The sequence below is a fragment of the Kribbella caucasensis genome, assembly GCF_004361855.1.
In the GTDB taxonomy this organism is placed as follows: domain Bacteria; phylum Actinomycetota; class Actinomycetes; order Propionibacteriales; family Kribbellaceae; genus Kribbella; species Kribbella caucasensis.
The window spans coordinates 144,681-162,367 of sequence record NZ_SNWQ01000006.1; the positions used below are offsets into that span (position 1 = coordinate 144,681).

At 69.2% G+C, this 17,687-nt stretch carries 18 protein-coding genes; 12 read left to right on the forward strand and 6 right to left on the reverse strand.

Features of this window, described 5'->3' with window-relative positions; translation table 11 throughout:
* Positions 1-63 precede the first annotated feature (63 nt).
* From EV643_RS14320 to EV643_RS14335, 4 genes are read left to right on the forward strand one after another with little or no spacing between them, the layout of a single operon-like run.
* Positions 64-1,014 carry a dihydrodipicolinate synthase family protein gene (locus tag EV643_RS14320; RefSeq protein ID WP_202869554.1) on the forward strand — a complete coding sequence of 317 codons (951 nt, stop codon included), beginning with the start codon at positions 64-66 and terminating at the stop codon, positions 1,012-1,014.
* The gene (locus EV643_RS14325; protein ID WP_133800551.1) at positions 1,014-2,144 is read left to right on the forward strand and encodes a mandelate racemase/muconate lactonizing enzyme family protein; all 1,131 of its coding nucleotides are present in this window, start codon (positions 1,014-1,016) and stop codon (positions 2,142-2,144) included. The genes EV643_RS14320 and EV643_RS14325 overlap by 1 nt, the downstream gene beginning before the upstream one ends.
* Positions 2,141-2,872, forward strand: a complete 732-nt coding sequence (locus EV643_RS14330) for an SDR family NAD(P)-dependent oxidoreductase (RefSeq protein ID WP_133800552.1) — start codon at positions 2,141-2,143, stop codon at positions 2,870-2,872. Before EV643_RS14325 ends, EV643_RS14330 begins: the two co-directional genes overlap by 4 nt.
* On the forward strand, positions 2,865-3,509 hold the full coding sequence (locus EV643_RS14335) for a DUF624 domain-containing protein (RefSeq protein ID WP_133800553.1): 645 nt from the start codon (positions 2,865-2,867) through the stop codon (positions 3,507-3,509). The genes EV643_RS14330 and EV643_RS14335 overlap by 8 nt, the downstream gene beginning before the upstream one ends.
* Here EV643_RS14335 and EV643_RS14340 read toward each other — a convergent pair.
* Complete coding sequence (locus EV643_RS14340; RefSeq protein ID WP_202869555.1) at positions 3,445-4,245, reverse strand: IclR family transcriptional regulator; 801 nt, start codon at positions 4,243-4,245, stop codon at positions 3,445-3,447. The two genes, EV643_RS14335 and EV643_RS14340, sit on opposite strands and share 65 nt — an antisense overlap.
* A 96-nt stretch (positions 4,246-4,341) precedes the next feature.
* Between EV643_RS14340 and EV643_RS14345 the strand changes: the two genes are divergently transcribed.
* Positions 4,342-6,624 (forward strand): outer membrane protein assembly factor BamB family protein, encoded by a 2,283-nt coding sequence (locus EV643_RS14345; RefSeq protein WP_238165583.1) that lies wholly within the window; start codon positions 4,342-4,344, stop codon positions 6,622-6,624.
* A 17-nt stretch (positions 6,625-6,641) separates the two neighbouring features.
* Here EV643_RS14345 and EV643_RS14350 read toward each other — a convergent pair whose 3' ends face one another.
* Entirely contained in the window at positions 6,642-7,523 is an 882-nt protein-coding gene (locus EV643_RS14350; RefSeq protein ID WP_133800556.1) for a Gfo/Idh/MocA family protein, read from the reverse strand.
* A gap of 115 nt (positions 7,524-7,638) precedes the next feature.
* Here EV643_RS14350 and EV643_RS14355 point away from each other — a divergent pair, with 115 nt between their 5' ends.
* Complete coding sequence (locus tag EV643_RS14355) at positions 7,639-10,017, forward strand: outer membrane protein assembly factor BamB family protein (RefSeq protein WP_133800557.1); 2,379 nt, start codon at positions 7,639-7,641, stop codon at positions 10,015-10,017.
* A 323-nt stretch (positions 10,018-10,340) separates the two neighbouring features.
* Positions 10,341-11,528: an elongation factor Tu gene (tuf, locus tag EV643_RS14360; protein WP_133800558.1), complete on the forward strand. Its 1,188-nt coding sequence runs from the start codon at positions 10,341-10,343 to the stop codon at positions 11,526-11,528.
* 40 nt (positions 11,529-11,568) lie between these two features.
* On the opposite strand, the gene EV643_RS14365 is transcribed toward tuf, so the two are convergent.
* Complete coding sequence (locus tag EV643_RS14365; RefSeq protein ID WP_133800559.1) at positions 11,569-11,826, reverse strand: DUF4031 domain-containing protein; 258 nt, start codon at positions 11,824-11,826, stop codon at positions 11,569-11,571.
* The gene (locus tag EV643_RS14370; protein WP_133800560.1) at positions 11,823-12,536 is read right to left on the reverse strand and encodes a copper homeostasis protein CutC; all 714 of its coding nucleotides are present in this window, start codon (positions 12,534-12,536) and stop codon (positions 11,823-11,825) included. The genes EV643_RS14365 and EV643_RS14370 overlap by 4 nt, the downstream gene beginning before the upstream one ends.
* Before the next feature lie 302 nt (positions 12,537-12,838).
* Between EV643_RS14370 and EV643_RS14375 the strand changes: the two genes are divergently transcribed.
* A complete protein-coding gene (locus EV643_RS14375) occupies positions 12,839-13,867 on the forward strand; it encodes a LacI family DNA-binding transcriptional regulator (RefSeq protein ID WP_238165584.1) in 1,029 nt (342 codons plus the stop codon).
* Between the two features lie 117 nt (positions 13,868-13,984).
* Positions 13,985-14,203 carry a hypothetical protein gene (locus tag EV643_RS14380; RefSeq protein ID WP_133800562.1) on the forward strand — a complete coding sequence of 73 codons (219 nt, stop codon included), beginning with the start codon at positions 13,985-13,987 and terminating at the stop codon, positions 14,201-14,203.
* A 4-nt stretch (positions 14,204-14,207) separates the two neighbouring features.
* Here EV643_RS14380 and EV643_RS14385 read toward each other — a convergent pair whose 3' ends face one another.
* Complete coding sequence (locus EV643_RS14385; RefSeq protein WP_133800563.1) at positions 14,208-14,552, reverse strand: DUF8819 family protein; 345 nt, start codon at positions 14,550-14,552, stop codon at positions 14,208-14,210.
* Between the two features lie 140 nt (positions 14,553-14,692).
* Here EV643_RS14385 and EV643_RS14390 point away from each other — a divergent pair, with 140 nt between their 5' ends.
* Genes EV643_RS14390 through EV643_RS14400 form a run of 3 tightly spaced genes read left to right on the forward strand, consistent with a single transcriptional unit; the run spans position 14,693 to position 17,012 of the window.
* Positions 14,693-15,070 (forward strand): hypothetical protein, encoded by a 378-nt coding sequence (locus EV643_RS14390; protein WP_133800564.1) that lies wholly within the window; start codon positions 14,693-14,695, stop codon positions 15,068-15,070.
* Positions 15,067-15,498 (forward strand): hypothetical protein, encoded by a 432-nt coding sequence (locus EV643_RS14395; protein ID WP_133800565.1) that lies wholly within the window; start codon positions 15,067-15,069, stop codon positions 15,496-15,498. The genes EV643_RS14390 and EV643_RS14395 overlap by 4 nt, the downstream gene beginning before the upstream one ends.
* Complete coding sequence (locus tag EV643_RS14400) at positions 15,495-17,012, forward strand: multicopper oxidase family protein (RefSeq protein WP_133800566.1); 1,518 nt, start codon at positions 15,495-15,497, stop codon at positions 17,010-17,012. The genes EV643_RS14395 and EV643_RS14400 overlap by 4 nt, the downstream gene beginning before the upstream one ends.
* Before the next feature lie 88 nt (positions 17,013-17,100).
* Here EV643_RS14400 and EV643_RS14405 read toward each other — a convergent pair whose 3' ends face one another.
* A complete protein-coding gene (locus EV643_RS14405) occupies positions 17,101-17,595 on the reverse strand; it encodes a G5 domain-containing protein (protein WP_133800567.1) in 495 nt (164 codons plus the stop codon).
* Positions 17,596-17,687 lie beyond the last annotated feature (92 nt).

Sequence of the window (17,687 nt, forward strand, 5' to 3'; positions counted from 1 at the left end):
TCATCCACTATGTGGCAGCCTTACGCACATGATGGATCACGTCAAGCACCGATCGGATGCCGAATGCTGAACAGCGAGGAGGCCGCCCTGTCCGTGCCGCCGACCGTCGAGGGTCTGGTGCCGATCCTGGCCACGCCCTTCCACGCGGACGGCAGTCTGGATCTGGTGAGCCTGCGCCGGCTGGCCGAGTTCCAGCTGTCCAGCGGGGTGCACGGCGTCGCCGTCCTCGGCATGGCCAGTGAGGCCTTCGCCCTCACCACGGCCGAACGCAGGTTGATCACCCACGCGGTCGCGGAGGTGGTCGCGGGGCAGATCCCGTTGGTCGTGGGGGTCGCCGCGACGTCGACGGTGACGGCGGTCGAGCAGACCAACGAGGCGGCCGCTGCCGGTGCGGACACGGTGATGGTGCTGCCGCCCTTCATGGTCCCGCCGAGTCCGGCGCAGTTGCCGGCCTTCTACGCCGCCGTGGCCGCTGTCGGTCCGGAGGTGATGGTGCAGGACGCGCCCGGAGCAACCGGCGTGGCCATGTCGCCGCAACAGATCGTCGAGCTGGCCGGCATCGCCGGAATCACCTCGGTCAAGGTCGAAGCACCGCCGACCGCACCGAAGGTCGCCGCCGTGGTCGACCGGATCGAGGAGCCCGGGTTCGTCGTACTGGGTGGGCAGAACGCTCAGTTCCTGCTCGACGAGCTGGCCGCCGGGGCGGTTGGATCGATGCCCGCCTGCGAGATCCCCGACCTGCTCGCGCCGGTCTTCACCGACTGGCGGGCCGGCCGGTACGCCGACGCCCGGGCCCGGTTCGACCTGCTGTTGCCGTTGCTGGTCTACGGTCTGCAGTCGGGGATCGCCTGGGCCGTGCACAAGGAGGTCCTGGTCCGGCGCGGACTGATCGAGCACGCGGCCGTCCGGCTGCCGGCTCGTGAACTGGACGCCCGGGCCAGGTCAGGTCTGACTGCGATACTCGACCGGCTGGAGCTTCCGGCCGGAACACTTCCGCTGACTGGGATCCACTGATGCCGACGATCACCGAAGTAGAGGTCTTCCCCCTCGTACTAGCCGGGCCGGACGCACCGCCCCGGAGCTACTCCACCAACCCGCCATGGCCGAGCATCTACGCCTCGTCGCGGGAAGCCCTGTTGGTGAAGCTGACCGCGGACGACGGATCCGTCGGCTGGGGTGAGGCATTGGCGCCGGTCTCCCCGGAGGTGCCGGCCAAGATCATCGAACTACTGCTGAAGCCGGTCCTGCTCGGTGCCGACCCGACCCGGGTTCGCCCGCTCGTCACCGCTCTCCGGGCACTGATGCGAGAGCGTGGCCATCTCGGCGGACATCAGGGTGACGCCATCGCCGCGATCGACGTGGCGCTGTGGGATCTGGCCGGCCGGACCACCGGGTTGCCGGTTCACCAGTTGCTCGGTGGTGCCCAGCGGGAGGTCGTACCGGCGTACGTGTCGGGGTTGCCGGGGAAGAAGGACAGCGAGCGGGTCGCGATGGCGCAGGACTGGGTTGCTCAGGGCGTACGTCAGCTCAAGCTCGGCCTCGGCCACGGAGTGAAGGCAGACCTTGCGACGGTCGAGGCCCTGCGCGGTGTCCACGATGACCTGCTGATCGCCGTCGACATCCACGGCGTGTACGACGTCGCGGACGCGGTCCGGTTGGGTCGCGGACTCGACAGCCTCGGCGGCTGGTTCCTGGAAGCGCCGGTCGGGTTCGAGGATCTCGCCGGACACGCGGAGGTCGCACGGCGGATCGACACCCCGGTGGCGATCGGGGAGAGCCTGCGGCATCGGCAGGAGTTCCGGCCCTGGCTGGAAGCAGGTGCGGCCTCGATCCTGCAGCCAGACATCGGCCGCACCGGGATCACGGAGGCGGTCGACCTGGCCGCGATCACCGAGACCTGGTTCGTCCCGCTGGCGCCGCATCACTCGACCGGGCTGGGGATCGTGATGGCCGCGAGCATCCACGCGTCGGCGGCCATCGGGAATCTGCTGGCGTACGAGTTCCACCCGACCCTGTTCGCACACGTCAACGACATCCTGGTCACCCCGTTGGAGCCAGGCACCCGCGGGTTCGCCGTACCGTCCGGGCCTGGGCTGGGGATCGAGGTCGACGAGGACGCCGTCCGCGCGGCAACGGTCCAATGAAGCGCCGCGCTCTGGTGATCGGGGCAACTACCCCCATTGGTACGGCGATCGTGGCTGCCCTGGTCGCGGACGGCTGCCAGGTCGCCGGGGTGTCCCTCGAGGACAAGGAGATCGACGGACTGGACTTGCACCTGACGGCCGACTGTTCCGAGGCAGCCGGCGCCGACGAGGCGGTCGGGCGGGTTATCGCCGAGTTCGGCGGACTCGATGTCCTGGTCGCCGCTGCAGGGCGCATGCCAGTGGAGCCGGCCCACCGCACAACCGATGCGCAGTGGTTCGACGCGCTCGCGAACACCCTCAACACCTTCTTCTTCCCGGTCCGGGCCGCACTGCCCGCACTGTTCGAGAGCGACGTTGCCGCAGTGGTCGCGGTGTCGTCGGTGAACACGCTGGTCAGCGCACCCTGGACAGCCGCCTACACCGCGGCGAAGGGCGGAGTGGACGCACTGGTACGGCAGCTTGCGGTCGAGTACGCCGGCCGGGGCATCCGGGTCAACGCTGTCGCGCCCGGGATCGTCGGCAGCGGGGGCCGACCCGACGCCGCTGTCGGCTACCCGATCGGCCGCACCATCGAGGCGACCGAGGTCGCCGACGCCGTGGCGTTCCTGGCCGGTCCAAGAGCGGCTGCCATCACCGGAGTGGTACTGCCGGTCGACGGTGGCCTGTCGGTACTCTCCCCGGCTGTTGTGGGCCGGGCCGATCTCCAAGCCAGGTTGAAGGATGCCTGAGGTCGAACTGACCGGCCGGGCGGCCCCGCTCTACCGGGTGCTCGACTGGCCGCTACGACTGGCAACGGTGACAGTGCTGTGGCTGCTCGGCGTTGTAGCCGGCCTGGTGATCGCCGGTCTAGCTCCGGCGACGCTGGCGGCTCACCAGGTGATGCAGGCCTATCTGGATGACGCTGACGTGCGCCGGTGGCGACTGTTCTGGTCTGCCTGGCGCCAGTGGCTCGGTCGCGGCCAAGTGGTACTCGGGCCACCGCTGGCGACGGTGTGGGTGCTGGCGTTCTACCTCACTGCTGTCCGGCAAACCGTGTGGGCCGCACCGCTGTCAGTGGTGATGCTCGGCTACCTGGTCACGCTGTGGCTGCTCCCTGCCGTTGTGGTCTCGGTCGAGCAGCGCTCAGCGAAAGACCTGTGGCTGCTCACGATCCACCTCAGCTGGCGCCGCCCGATCGTGCCCCTCGCCGCGACCGCGGTACTCGTCGTACTGGCTGTCGCTGCCTGGTACGCCGCTCCGGCCGCCCTGGTGTTCGGCCCGGCCACGGCAGCCTTGACCGCAGTACTAGTGGTACGGCGGGTCAGCTCACCGCGGCCGACGCGTGATACCCCAGGCCCGACGAGATCTGGTCCGCCTGCTCGATGACCTGCAGGGCCAGCGTCTCCTCGCGGGTCGGCAGGTCCATCGCCGACAGCGGCCCGGACACCGACAGGGCTGCGACGATCGCACCGGTCCGGTCCCGGATCGGCGCGGCCAGGCAGGCCCGGCCGAACGCGAGTTCCTCCAGCTCCAGTGCGTATCCCCGCTCCCGGACCCGCGCGAGCATCGTCGCCAGCTCGTCGTGGCCGGTCACGGTGTGCGGGGTGTACCGGGCCAGGTCGTCGCCGAGCAGTTCCTCCCACTCTGGCCGCGGCAGCTCGCTGATCAGCGCCTTGCCGATGGCGGTGGCGTGCAACGGACCGGTGCGGCCGACCAGGGTGGACGACCGGCCGGCCGCGCGTCCCTCGAAGTGACACAGGTAGAACATCTCGGCGCCCCGGCGCTCGGCGACGTTGGCCCCGAGGTTCAGGTCGGCGGCCAGGTTCTGGGCGACCTGGCGCGACTGCTGGTGGATCGGCATCTCGTTCAGCCCGATCCCGGCCAGGGTGATCACCTTGGGGCCGATCCCGTACAGGCCGCTGCGCTGGTCGTAGGCGAGGAAGCCGAGCGCCACCAGCGCGCCGACCAGCCTGGACACCGTGGACTGGCCGAGACCGGTCGCCTCGACCAGCTCGGAGACGCGTCGCTGCGGATGCGCCTCGGTGAATTCGGACAGCAGCGACAGCGCCCGCTCGACACTCTGCGTCCCCGGCCCGGCCTCACGACCGATCGCACGCGCCACGAATTCACCCTCCGCCAAATTTGGTTTCCTCATCCGCATCGTAGATGCCTGGGGCGACGCAATCCACCGGCCGCGCCAGGCTGGCAGACTGTGGCGGTGGTCGCCCTGCGGACGAGGTGGAACGAGCTGATCCCCGGCTCGGCGGCGTTGGCCGATGATCTGGTCGCCCGGTACGTCGCGCGAACCCGGCGTGCCTACCGCGAGCAGTACCTCGACACCGTGCTCACCGCGCTCGACTCGATGGTCCAGTTGAGCACCGACCCCACCTCCGTACGGCTGGCCGCCTGGTTCCACCGGGCGGTGCACGAGCCCGGCGGCGACGCGGCCGAGGACGCCGAGGCCTCCGCCCGCCTGGTCGAGCAGACCCTGCCGGAGTACGGCGTCGACCCGGTCCGCATCGCCGAAGTCGCCCGGCTCGTCCGGCTCACCGGCGATCTCGCCACCCCACCGACCGACGCGTACGCACCACCCCATCGCGACGCCAACGGTGACGTCCTACTCGACTCGGTGAACTCCCTGCTGGCCACTGCACCCGACCGCTACGCCAGCCACAGATCCGACGTACAGCGGGACAGCGGCGATCGCGCGGCGCAACGTCGGAACGGCGAAGCCGCGGTGGAGCGCCGGTACGGCGAGGTGCGGCGCCTGCTCGACGGGCAGCTGTATCGGACCGGGCTGGCGCGGCAACGGATGGGCACTGCTGCGCGGGCCAACCTCGAAGCGGAACTCCAGCGCCTCGACAGCGAACTCCCCGCACCCTGGCGTGGTTGGCAGCAGGCCGGTCTGGCGGCGGCAGCGACCTTCGGCGCCGTCGGGGCCGTCGCCGTGTCGATCGCTGCGGCGGGCGCGCCCTGGCAGATTCCAGCGGTCGAGTCCGAGACCGGCTGGCCGACGATCGCCCTGGCCGCGTTGGCCTTCGTCTGCGCACCTGTGTTGTTCCGGTGCGCCCGGAGCAGCAGCCAGCGAGCCAGACTCGTCGCGGGCGCTGTGGTTGCGGTTGCGGTCACCGGGCTGCTCGTTGCCTGGGCACAGGTCCCGGCGACGAACGCGGCGGTCGGTGTGGGGCTGCGGGTGCCACTGCTGATCTCCGCGTTGGTCCTGTTGCTCCTGGCCGGTGCTGCTGCGCTGATGGGCTCCCTGCTGCGCACCCGCGCCGCCCGCTTCATCCCACCGCGGAACGTGGGCCAGCAGCTGTCATGGCTCGCAGTACCGGCTGTGCTCGCGCTGGTCCTGCTGCTGGTCGTGCAACCGCTGGCCCGCAACTATGTGCTCGGCGCCAACGAGCGAATCGAGAACAACAGCCGGCCAGCCGGTCCGGTGTCGCGTTCGACGCTGGACGGCGGGGTCGCGTGGATCAGCAAGGCACTGTCCAGCGCGGGCGCTCAAGAGGCGGTGGGGACGAAGTACGGCATTGCCATTCCGCGGCAGACCGGTGTGGTGGAGATGCTCGACGGCGAGACCGGTGAACTGCGCTGGCGATACACCCGGTCCGACGCCGATGAGAAGCCGAACATCTTCGCCACCGGCAACGGCCAGTACGTCGTGGCCGAGTTCGCGGACATCGGCTTCCTGGTGCTGGATGCGGAGACCGGCAAACGGGTGGCCGCGTGGCCGGAGCGGACCAGGGACTACGGCATCGAGCAGGCGGATCCACTGCTGACCGGTGAGCAGGTGAGCCGCGGGTCCGACAAGCTGCGCGGTGTCGACCCCAACGGTGACGAGCGGTGGACGTACGAGCCCGGCCGATGCACCGGGATCAGCGCGGTGGCCACCCAGGACACGGTGGTCGCGTTCCTCGGGCGCAGTTGCGGTGACGAGCCGGACGAGATGCTCGGTCTGGATCTGAAGACCGGCAAGAAGCTCTGGCGCAGCGAGCCGGCCGACATGTACCGGCGGCCCGTGGTCGTTGGTGGTGTGGTGGTCGTGGCCGAGCCGGGCGGCGACTCCGACGTACCGGCTGCACTGCTTGCCATCGAGCCGCGGAGCGGGGAGACCAAGTGGCGTTGGCCGGTACCGCGCAACTGGGCGTGCCGCACGTTGATGTCCGCTGCGGGCAACCTGTTGGTCGTGGTGGACTGCCCGGGGACAGCGGCGCGAGAGAACCGCACGACGGTGGTCACGGCGATCGACTCGGCAACCGGCAAGGCGGTGTGGCAGACGACGGCAGCTGTCAACCCGCGGGCACGTGTCGCGGTCACGGACGACGCCCGGGTCGTGTCACTCGCCGGCTCGTCCGACGGCTGCTGGGCCAATGTCATCAGCCGCTCGGGCCACCAGCGCACCCGCCTCCCCACCGGCATCTCCTGCAGCCGTGACATCCGCGCCGTCGGCAACCTGCTGCTGACCTCCGGCAACGGCAGCGTCATCGCCCTGCGCTGAATCACCCCCGCGCTGAATCAGCCCCGGCTGAGCTGCTCCTCGGCGGAGGCGAGGAGTTCCACCACCCGGGTGCCGAAGGCGACGTCCACCGGGTGCGACTCGCCTGACTCGGCCGCCTCGATCAACTCCGTCGCGGCGACCTGGAACGACTCCACCGCCGGCGTCTCCCCGCGCGGCAGCAGCGCGGTACCGGCTTCTCCCCAGATCCCCGTCTCGAAGTTGCTGCCCGCCGGCGGAGCCGACAGCGACAGGCTGGCCGTGCTCGTCGCCCCGGACTCGTGCGTGATCACGAGATGGACGAGATCGCCCTCCCCACCGACCGCGCGCAACTCGGCGATCGGCCCGAGCATCGCGCTCAGGTTGGACAGCGCGTGCGGACCGACGTCCCAGAGCGCACCACGGACCTCTCGCCGCCACCTCGATTCGGCATACGGGTTGCCCGGCGCATCGAGCGACGCAAGCATTCGCGCCCAGCCACCCTTCCATCCACCCTTGCCCTGCACCTCGGCGAAGAACTCCCGGTACTCCGGCGCGAACCGCGCGGTGAAGAACACCACCGACGCGATCCCCTCGTTCGAGACCTCGTCCGCGAGCGCGCGGGCGTCGTCCAGCGAATCGGCGACCGGCTTGTCCAGCAGAAGATGTTTGCCTATGGCAGCCGCTTCGAGCGCCATCGTCGCCTGAACCCGCGGCGGGACCGCAAAAGCGACGGCGTCGACCACCTCGAGTAACTCAGCGTAGTCGTCGTAGCCGGTCGCCCCGAGGTCTGTAGCCACCGCGTTCGCCTTGTCCGGATCGCGACCCCAGACCCCCACCAACTCGGCCCCCGCAGTGGCCGCCAACCCCGGTCCATGCGTGGTCCGTGCCCACGGCCCCGTTCCGACCAACCCGAACCGCATGGCGCCCTCCATATAGATACAAAGGTGACGAGCCGATATCGCTTTGGCCACGACCCTAACCGGGACCCCCGGATCGGTCGGTCGAGGCCTTTGCCGAGTGCCACACTCCCATGTCATGGAGCTGCGTGACCGGTGGAATCGCCTGCTGCCGGACGCGCAGCCGTTGGGCGATGATCTGCTGGCTCGTTACGCAGAGCAACATCGCCGTTATCACGATCAGCGACACCTGACCGAGACCCTCGACACCATCGACGAACTCGCCGAACTGGCCGACGACGCCGACACCGTCCGGCTGGCCGCCTGGTTCCATGACGCGATCTACGACCCCCAGGCCGACCCCGGTGAGAACGAAGAGGTCTCCGCCCAGCTGGCCGAGCTGGAGCTGGCCGCGTACGGCGTAGAGGCCGACCAGGTAGCCGAGATCGGCCGGCTGATCCGGCTCACCGCCAAACACGACTGCGAACCGGATGACGCCAACGGCGCCGTCCTGTGCGACGCCGATCTACGCATCCTCAGCCTGCCCGCCGACCGGTACGACGAGTACGCCGCCGGGATCCGGCAGGAGTACGCGCACATCAGCGATCGGGACTTCGCCCGCGGCCGGATGTCGTTCCTGCAGAACCTTGCCGAGACCCCGCTGTACGCGACCAGCCGGGGGCACGAACAGTGGGAACAGGCCGCCCGGGACAACCTCGAACGAGAGCTGGCCACCTGGACCCCTAAGGCGGCCCGGCCAGTGGCCGGGCTGATTCCGATGATCTACCTCGGCGCCGCCCTCGGTGTGGTGGTCGCCGCATCGGTACTGCTCGGCCGCGGCCTCGGCGCCGCCCGCAGCTGGCCCGCGTCGGCGGACGAGATCACCGGCTTCCCTGTCTGGACCCCGATCGCCGGAACCGCGGTCGCCGCCGCCCTGTCGTGCGCGTGGTTCCGCCGGAACCAGCCGAAGCTGGTGATGATCCCGGCACTGGTGTTCGCGGCGGTCGGGGTGATCGCGGTCGGCATCTGCTGGTGGCGCTGGCCCGCGGCCCAACCGGGTGCCGCGATGAGCGAGCGCTGGCCCTACCTCCTGCTCGCGTCGATCGCACTGGTCCTGGCCGGCGCCCTCCTAGCGTTGGCCCGACGCCTCCGAGCGGCCCCGCCGTACGCCGTCGCGCCACCACGGGGCCTCGGTCTCGCTGTCACCGTCGTATGCGCGTCGGTGCTCGCGTGGATCGTCGTGTCCGCCGGCGAGCCCTTCGTACAGGCCCGCCTCGAGACCGCCAACACCGTGAGCACCACGGCGACCATGCCGCCCGGTGTGATGCCGGTGCAGCTCGACGGTGAGCTGGCGTGGAGCCGCGAGGTCCCCGCGACCGGTGCGATCGCCGGGACGGTCGGTGGGGTGGCAGAGCTGCGACCGGACGGCGTGGTGATGTCCGACGCGACCACAGGGCAGATCCGGTGGCGGTACTCCCGCGCCGATGTGGACGACGCCGCGTCCGGTGGTTCCCGGGGCCTCCTGATCTCGAGCGACGGCCGGACGCTCGCCGCCCATCTCCCGTACGGCGGGAACCGTGCGCCGACCGGGATCGACCTGCCAACGTACGCCGTACTGGACGCCGAGAGCGGTGACGTGCTCACCGAGGTCCACAGCGACGGCACGGCTCTCGCTGTCGACTCGAACCGCTTGCTCATCGCCGAAGGCAAGTACGTCGTCGCGCACGGCGTCAGCAGCCCCACGCATTGGCGGACGCGGTTGCAGTGCACCGTGACGCAGGGCGTGCTGCTCGGCGACCAGGCCGTCGTGGTCGACGCGTGCGGAGGCAAAGCCGTGGTCCGCGGCCTGGATCTGACCAACGGCGAACAGCGGTGGGAGGTCGACCTGGGCATCCGGTTCGAACTCAACGCCGAACTGGACCCCGAGACCTGGGTCGGCGACCTGGTCGCGATCCCGGACACCCGCGAGGTCTCCGGCCTGGTCTGGACCGCCGACGCAGGCGGCACCCTGCACCAGTGGTCCGTAGACGTCGGTGAGGGCCGCATCCTGTGGACCACACCAGTCCCCGGTACGCCGCGCCCGCGGCTCGGCCTGTCGTCGTGCGATGCGCAGCTGAACGCCACCCACTCGTCACTCGTCCTGGTGACCTGCCGGACCAGTACCGAGCCCGGCGAACCACAGACGTACGACGTGTCCGCGGTGAGCCCCGCGGACGGCACTCCTCAGTGGCACCACCTCCTGCCCGTGCCACCGAAGCTGCAGCAGCCCGAGTACCCACGGGACGGCTTCGGTCTGCTCCCGGACGGACGGGTGGTCACCCTGATGCCGCAGGACAACGGCACCTGCTCCCCCGTCATGGTGGGCACCACAGGCATCCAGCCTCGCCCGATCGTCGCCGGCCAAACCGCAGCGCCCATTGCCGCACGGGACAAGGTCACCTGCGACAAGCCAGCCGTCACGGTCGCCGGCGGCCGCCCGATCTTCAGCGACGGCACCCGGTTGTTCGCCCTCAACTGAGCCTGTCTATGGGGCGCCGGGAATTACGTTGCCCGGGGCAGCGTTCATCTCTACCGTGATGCTCATGTTCCGCGCGGATTCTGCTGCGTACCTGTCGGGTTTGACCCCGACGGGCGCTGCCGCGTGGGCGTCAGCGGATTCAGATCTCTTCACCGGCGCGCACTGCGTTGCCGATGAGCGAGGGCGACCCTTCTCCTGCTGAGCAGGACCCGCGGAGGAGGGTGGACCGCTCACCGGCCCCTCCATAGCGGTGACAGCGCTGCGGAAGGAGCCGGGGGTCCTGGCTCGATCGAATCTTCTGACAGCAAAGGGAAAACATAGTCATGGCCAAGAGCCAGTTCGTGCGGACCAAGCCGCACCTCAACATCGGCACCATGGGTCACGTCGACCATGGCAAGACCACGCTGACCGCCGCGATCACCAAGGTGCTCGCCGAGCGCGACCCGGGCGTCAACCGCTTCGTCGCGTTCGACGGGATCGACCGGGCGCCGGAGGAGGTCCAGCGCGGGATCACCATCAACATCTCGCACGTCGAGTACGAGACCGCCACCCGGCACTACGCGCACGTGGACATGCCGGGTCACGCCGACTACGTGAAGAACATGATCACCGGGGCCGCCCAGGTGGACGCCGCGATCCTGGTCGTGTCGGCACAGGACGGCGCCATGCCGCAGACGCGTGAGCACGTGCTGCTCGCGCAACGGGTGGGCGTGCCGTACCTGGTGGTCGCGCTGAACAAGGCGGACGCCGTCGACGACCCGGACCTGCTCGACCTGGTCGAGCTGGAGGTCCGGGAACTGCTGGCGGAGTACGGCTTCCCGGGCGACGAGGTACCGGTGATTCGTGTCTCCGGGCTGCGCGCGCTCGAGGGCGACCCGCAGTGGACGGCCTCGATCGGCGAGCTGCTGGACGCGGTCGACAACTACGTGCCGACGCCGGACCGTGAGCTGGGCGAGCCGTTCCTGATGCCGATCGAGGGCGTGCTCACCATCAGCGGCCGCGGCACCGTCGTCACCGGCGCGGTCGAGCGTGGCTCGCTCCGGCTCGGCGAGTCGGTCGAGGTGGTCGGGCTCGGTCCGACGGTGACCAGTACGGCGATCGGGCTGGAGACATTCGGCAAGTCGCTGGAGTCCGCCGAGGCGGGTGACAACGCCGCGATCCTGCTGCGTGGGATCAAGCGCGACGAGGTCCGCCGCGGCCAGGTGGTGGCGCTGCCGGGCAGTGTGACGCCGCACCGGAAGTTCCGGGCGACGCTGCACGCGCTCTCCACCGCCGAGGGCGGCCGGCACACGCCGTTCGCCGCGGACTACCGGCCGCAGTTCTACTTCCGCACGACCGACGTCTCCGGTGGCATCGACCTGGTTGAGATCACCCTGGTGATGCCCGGCGACACGATCGAGCTGACAGTGGAGCTGGCCAAGCCGGTCGCGATGAACACCGGTCTCGGCTTCGCCGTCCGGGAAGGCGGCCACACAGTCGCCGCCGGCACGGTGACCGAGCTGCTCGACTGAAGTAGCGGGTGCCCCAGACATGGTTGCCTGGGGCACCTTTTCATGTTCCCTTGCGGTGCCGCAGGCCGGATTCGATCAGCCGGCGGACCAGAACGCGGCTCGGCACCGGGGTCGCGCCGGCCGCCACGATCTCGTCGTACTTGTCGGACGGGACGTCGTAGTGATCCCGGTCGAAACCGCGCGCCGGGATGCCGACCATGCGGGCGAACTCGTGCAGTTCGTCGTACGACTCGTCGCTGACCAGGTGCGACCAGACCCGGTTCCAACCCGGCCAGACCGGCGGGTCGATCAGGATCACGCGGGCTGCTCCTTGTCGTCCTGGGCATCCAGCAGGTTCCGCCAGGCCCGGACGAACCGGGAGTTCACATACGCCTTCGTCCAGGACCCGTCCTGCCGCACCGAGGACCCGACGTGGAACCTGCGGACGCCGCTCCCGTACAGCCACGGCACGTGTTCCGGCTGCAGCCCGCCGCCGGCCATCATCACGCTCGCGATCGCCGGATCCTCCTTGGCCATCCGAGTCAGGTCGTCCAGCCCCTGCCGTACGCCGAGCGCGGAACCCGCCGTCAGCACGCAATCGAGCCCCGGCAGGGTCCGCAACGCACGCCACGCCGGGCGCTGCTCCAGTACGGCGTCGATCGCGCGGTGGAACGTCCACGGTGTCCCGGCGAACGTGCTCACCAGCTGCCCGACCGACTCGGTGTCGATCTCGTTGTCCGGGGTCAGGAACCCGAGTACGAAACCGTCCGCCCCCGCCGCGAGGTACGACTGGGCCATCGCGGTCAGCCGGTTGAGCTCGGCCCCGTTCGTGACGAACGAATCCGACAACCGCAACATCACCCGCAACGGCAGGTCCGTGACCCGGCGGATCGCGCTGACCGTCGACACCGACGGGCTCAACCCGTCCGCCTCCATCGCGGCGCACAACTCCAGCCGATCCGCCCCACCCTCCTGAGCCGCCTCCGCATCCGCCGGATGCAGCGCGATCACCTCAAGCAACGACCCCATACGCCCCATCATCCTGTATCCCCACCACCTCGAGACCGCAGCCACGTCGACCTTGAGCACCCACCAACCAAATTCCCGCGCCGAGGACGACTGCGCCGTGCTCAAGGACGGCACGGCCGCGACCTTGAGCACGGGCCAGTCAGCGGCGGGGAGCGCAGGCGACCGGTGGGTGCTCAAGGTGGGAAGTCCGGGCTCGGAAAAGGGTGTTGCGCTCTCGGAGAGGCTTCTGTATCGTTTTTCTAGATCGATTTAGAAGAACGATACAGAAGACTGTGCGGAGGGAGGTGGACAAGGTGCCGAGAGTGACCATCAAAACGGTCGCGCAGGCCGTCGGGGTATCGCCGTCGACGGTGTCGAACGCGTACAACAAACCGGACCAGCTGTCCGCCCCACTGCGCGAGAAGATCCTGGCCAAGGCGGCGGAGCTCGGCTACGCCGGACCGGATGCCTCGGCTCGGGCATTGCGCAGCGGCAAGGCGGGGGCGGTCGGGGTGCTGTTCACCGACAAGCTCGCCTACGCGTTCTCCGACCCGTACGCGGTCGGCTTCCTGGCCGGACTGGCCGAGGTCGCCGAGGAGTTCACCACCAGCCTGCTGCTGATGCCGCTCAGCTCATCCGACATCCAGGGCGGGACGAACGCGGTGCAGCAGGCCGCGATCGACGCGGCGGCGATCTTCTGCGTCGCCGGCGGTCACCCCGCGCTGGACACGCTCCGGACCCGCGGCGTCCCGATGGTCTCGACCGATCGAGGCGACCACCCGGACCTGTCCTGGGTGGCGATCGACGAGGTCGAGGCGGCCGCGAAACTCGGCAGGCACCTGAGCCGGCTCGGTCACCGCGAGGTGGTCGTCCTGCTCGACAACGCCGAGGCGGCCGGCAGCAATCCGGTCGAACTGACCCTCGACGAGGTCGGGTACACCGACTGCGAGCTGCGCGTCCGCGGCCTGCAGAAGGAGATGCCGGACGCGAGGATCCGGCTGGTCTCCGGTGGGCACAACGCATTCAGCTCCGGCCTGATCGGGGCCGAGTGGGTGCTCGACTCGCAGGACCGGCCGACCGCGATCGTCGGGCTCAGCGACGTCCAGGCGCTCGGTGCGATGGAGGCGATGCGGGCCCGCGGCCTGGTTCCCGGCAGGGATCTGACCGTGGCCGGTTTCGACGACATCCCGCAAGCCGAGACGGCCGGGCTGACCACGATCCGGCAACCGATCAAGGACAAGGGCCGCGCCGTCGGGCGGATGTTGCTCGACCCGGCCCAGAAGGAGCGGCAGTTGTTGATGCCGACAGAGCTGGTGGTCCGCTCCAGCAGCGGCCCGGCTCCGCGCCACTGACCAACTTCACACCAGTACGCCGACGGCCGCGACCGGCCACGGCGTGATCCGACCACGACCACCGACGGCCGACCGGCCGCCGGACACCCCAGCACGCTCTCAGAAGGGAGCAGAACAATGACTTACTTCAGCGCCGGCAACACCGCCGTCGAGAACGCCCGGGCCCTGGCCCAGTCCGCTCTGCCGAACGCTCCCGTTCAGCCCGACGAGCCGAAGCGGCCGCGGCGCGAACTCCGGACCCGGCTCAGCGCCGTACTGCGGACCGTGGCCGACCGCGAGCTCAAACTGGCCGACCGGATCGACCCCGCCCCGAAGTGCGGGGCGACCGCCGGCTGACCGATCAGGTGAGCCGACCGAGCCGGGACACCGAGATCCCGGCTCGCTCGCAGACCCAGTGCGGATCGGGCCCCAACTCGGGCTCGATCCGCAGCTCGTGGTCGCTCAGGTCGTCGCAGGCCGTGCATCGCGGCCAGCGGACCCCGGAGTCGGTCAGCCGGTCCTGAACATCCTGGGCCACCAGTCCGGCGATGTGCTCCGCGCCGTCCGGCCATTGATCCAGCCACCACTGCCGCTCGGCGACCGCATCCTCCAGCACCGACACCATCACGGCGTCGTCGAATCCCCGCGCACAGAGGTCATGCAGCACCAGTGCGCGGGCCGTCAGCAAGATCCCCGGCTCAGTCATCGCCTTTCAGAGTGCCAGACCCCACGGACAAAACCCCACCAGGCGATCCGGGCGGGCGATCCCCATCAGGCGATCCCAGGGGCGGGCTCAGGGATTTACCTGGTCGCGCTACATGTAGACATGCTACTAGTGTGTGCGGCATGAAACTCCTGGGGGTACTCCGACTGGTCGCGGTGACGCACGCGATCGCGGTCGGCCTGCAACCCGTCCTGGCCGGCGTCTACCTGAACGGCTCGAGCACCGCCAACCGGATCCACGAGCCACTCGGCAACACCATCGCCCTGCTCTGCATCACTCAGTTGCTGGTGGCAACGATTTGGTGGCGGACCGGCGGCCGGCTCACCGCGGTCCTGGCGACCGCCGGGATCCTGGCCGCCGAGTCCGTACAGATCGGGATGGGTTACAGCCGTCAGCTCGCTCTGCACGTTCCGCTCGGCATCGCGATCGTGGCTGCCACGGTCGCGTTGACCCTGTGGATGTTCGGCCGCACCCCTCGTAGTACGGAGGTTGTGGCGTGACGACGGAGGTGCTGGAACCCAAGAAGGTCAAGCGGCCGCGGGCGACGTTGTGGGTGCTGCGGCTCTTGTTGGTGTTGCACGCGGGACTGGTCGTGGCGCAGCCGATCCTGGCCGGCTACTTCCTGTCCGGCGAGTCGGATGCGATGGAGATCCACGGGCCGATCGGGTCAACGGTGTGGATGGTGACGATGCTGCAGTTCGTCGCCGCAGTGCTCTACTGGCGACCCGGAGGCGGCCGGTTGTGGCCGGCGCTCGTCACCGTGGTGCTGTTCTTCGCCGAGTTCGTCCAACTGACCTTCGGCTATCTGCAGAACTTCGCAGTGCACGTCCCCCTCGGTACGGCGATCGTGGTGACGGTCGCGCTGATGGCTGTCTGGTCCTTCCGCTCCAGCGCACGCCGGGGCCGCCACCCGGAGGTACTCCCATGAAGATGTCCCGCCGCGGTTTCCTGGCCGTCACCGGAGCCGCCACCCTGAGCGGTTGCGGCCTCAACCCGTCCCCCGGCCAGACCGCCGAACTCCTCAGATCGGCCGCACCGTTGCCGGAGGCATTCAAAGTCCCATTGCCCATACCGCCGGTGAAGAAGCCGATCCGCAGCGACGCCAAGTCCGACTACTTTCGCGTCGTCCAGCGGAAGGCGACCGTCGAGATCCTGCCCGGACTGAAGACCGAGGTGCTCGGGTACGACGGCCTGCTGCCGGGGCCGACCTTCGACGTTCGCAGCGGGCGTACGACGGTTATCGAGCAGGTCAACCAACTCGACGTACCCACTGTGGTTCACCTGCACGGCGGTCACACTCCGGCCACGAGCGACGGCTGGCCTCTCGACCTCCTGATGCCGAACGGCCATCACGGCGACCACGCCGACCATCACGGGATGACCGGCGGCGACGTCAAGACCGGCACCAGGACCTACACGTATCCGAACACCCAGCGGGCCGCGACCCTCTGGTACCACGACCACCGGATGGACTACACCGCTCCGCAGGTGTACCGCGGCCTCTTCGGTCTCCACCTGATCCGCGACGACGAGGAAGACCGGCTTCCCTTGCCTGCCGGCGAACGCGAGATTCCATTGGTGATCGCGGATCGCGCGTTCGCGGCCGACGGGTCGTTCCGCTATCCCGCCCGGACCGACGGGCCCGGCGTCGAGTCGGAGTACATGGAAGGCGTCATCGGTGACGTGATCCTGGTCAACGGCGCCCCCTGGCCGGTGCTCGAGGTGGACGCCGCGCGCTACCGATTCCGCATCCTCAACGCGTCGAACGCGCGCCGCTACGAGCTCGCCCTGGATCGCGGCCCGGCCAAACTCGTCCAGATCGGCAGCGACGGCGGACTCCTCGACGCGCCGATCGAGCACGACTCCGTGGTGGTCGCGCCGGCCGAACGATTCGACATCATCATCGACTTCTCGCAGTACGAGGTGGGGACGGAACTCACCTTGCTCAACAAGCTCGACAGCGGCCGGGCGGGCCAGGTGATGCGGTTCAAGGTCGCGCGCAAGGTGACCGACGAGAGCAACATCCCGGCCAAGCTCTCGTCGTACGCCGAGGTGGTGGAGCCGGCCGGCCTGGTTCGCCGGAAGTGGCGATTCACTCGTGGGAACGCGGGCAATCACAAGGGCTGGACGATCAACGGGAAGGTGTTCGACCCGAAGACGATGCAGGCCACGGTGAAGCTGGACCAATACGAGATCTGGTCGTTCGTGACCGACGTGCACCACCCGGTCCATGTCCATCTCGCGCCGTTCCAGGTCCTGCGGCGCGGCGGCAAGGGACCCGGCGCCTTCGATCGCGGCTGGAAGGACACCGTCGACGTCCGCCCGGCCGAGGTGGTCGACGTACTGGTCAAGTTCTCGGCACACAAGGGGAAATTCATGATCCACTGCCACAACCTGGAACACGAGGACATGGCCATGATGGCCGCCTTCGAAACCGTCTGACCTCCTACCGACCTCATCCCGCGGCTGGTTCCGGGGGTCGCTCCACGTCCCGCCACCACGCCCAAGATCACGAATCCCGGCTGCCGTACTAGTCCTCGCAGCCGAGCCCGTCGTTGTCGCGGTCCAGGTCATAGATGTCGCTCCCGATCACTGTGACCGGACCGCGAACGTAGGCAGGCCCATTGCCGCTGCCGCCTGAGCAGTCGACATCACTCGCGATCGGGACGCACCCTCCGCTGTAGTTCGGATCGCAGTCCGATGGCGCACCTCGCTCGACCTTGGTGCCAATAGCAGTCACCTGGGTCCGCGGCTGCTTGGCCACCTCCTGCTTCACCAACTTCTTCGCCGTCTGTAGGCCGTTCACGTACGTCAGCTCATAGGTGAGCCGCCGCGTTCCGTTGACTCCAGGGGTGCTGATGACCTTCTCGCCCTCCGGCAGCGACGAGTCCGTCACCGTCCTCTTTTTGAACGGGATAACGCGAAACTCGACAACCACCTTCTTGGTCGTCGTCGGCTTCTGCGCGGTCGACGGCGCCGGCTTCGACACCGTGACCTTTGGCGCCGACGTGGCCGGATTGCTCACAATCGCCCTCGGCTCCCCGGTATCCGTCGTACCCGTAGATCCGCAACCAGCGACAAGTGCACCAACAGCCACCAATACGCCAGGCACCAGCC

Bases quoted from the DNA above. Each gene is read 5' to 3' on its own strand.
- EV643_RS14370 (WP_133800560.1), bottom strand. From the start codon at position 12,536: ATGGGGTCGTTGCTTGAGGTGATCGCGCTGCATCCGGCGGATGCGGAG.
- EV643_RS14355 (WP_133800557.1), top strand. From the start codon at position 7,639: ATGGAGCTGCGTGACCGGTGGAATCGCCTGCTGCCGGACGCGCAGCCG.
- EV643_RS14325 (WP_133800551.1), top strand. From the start codon at position 1,014: ATGCCGACGATCACCGAAGTAGAGGTCTTCCCCCTCGTACTAGCCGGG.
- EV643_RS14385 (WP_133800563.1), bottom strand. From the start codon at position 14,552: ATGACTGAGCCGGGGATCTTGCTGACGGCCCGCGCACTGGTGCTGCAT.
- EV643_RS14350 (WP_133800556.1), bottom strand. From the start codon at position 7,523: ATGCGGTTCGGGTTGGTCGGAACGGGGCCGTGGGCACGGACCACGCAT.
- EV643_RS14380 (WP_133800562.1), top strand. From the start codon at position 13,985: ATGACTTACTTCAGCGCCGGCAACACCGCCGTCGAGAACGCCCGGGCC.
- EV643_RS14400 (WP_133800566.1), top strand. From the start codon at position 15,495: ATGAAGATGTCCCGCCGCGGTTTCCTGGCCGTCACCGGAGCCGCCACC.
- EV643_RS14320 (WP_202869554.1), top strand. From the start codon at position 64: ATGCTGAACAGCGAGGAGGCCGCCCTGTCCGTGCCGCCGACCGTCGAG.
- EV643_RS14390 (WP_133800564.1), top strand. From the start codon at position 14,693: ATGAAACTCCTGGGGGTACTCCGACTGGTCGCGGTGACGCACGCGATC.
- EV643_RS14330 (WP_133800552.1), top strand. From the start codon at position 2,141: ATGAAGCGCCGCGCTCTGGTGATCGGGGCAACTACCCCCATTGGTACG.
- tuf (WP_133800558.1), top strand. From the start codon at position 10,341: ATGGCCAAGAGCCAGTTCGTGCGGACCAAGCCGCACCTCAACATCGGC.
- EV643_RS14335 (WP_133800553.1), top strand. From the start codon at position 2,865: ATGCCTGAGGTCGAACTGACCGGCCGGGCGGCCCCGCTCTACCGGGTG.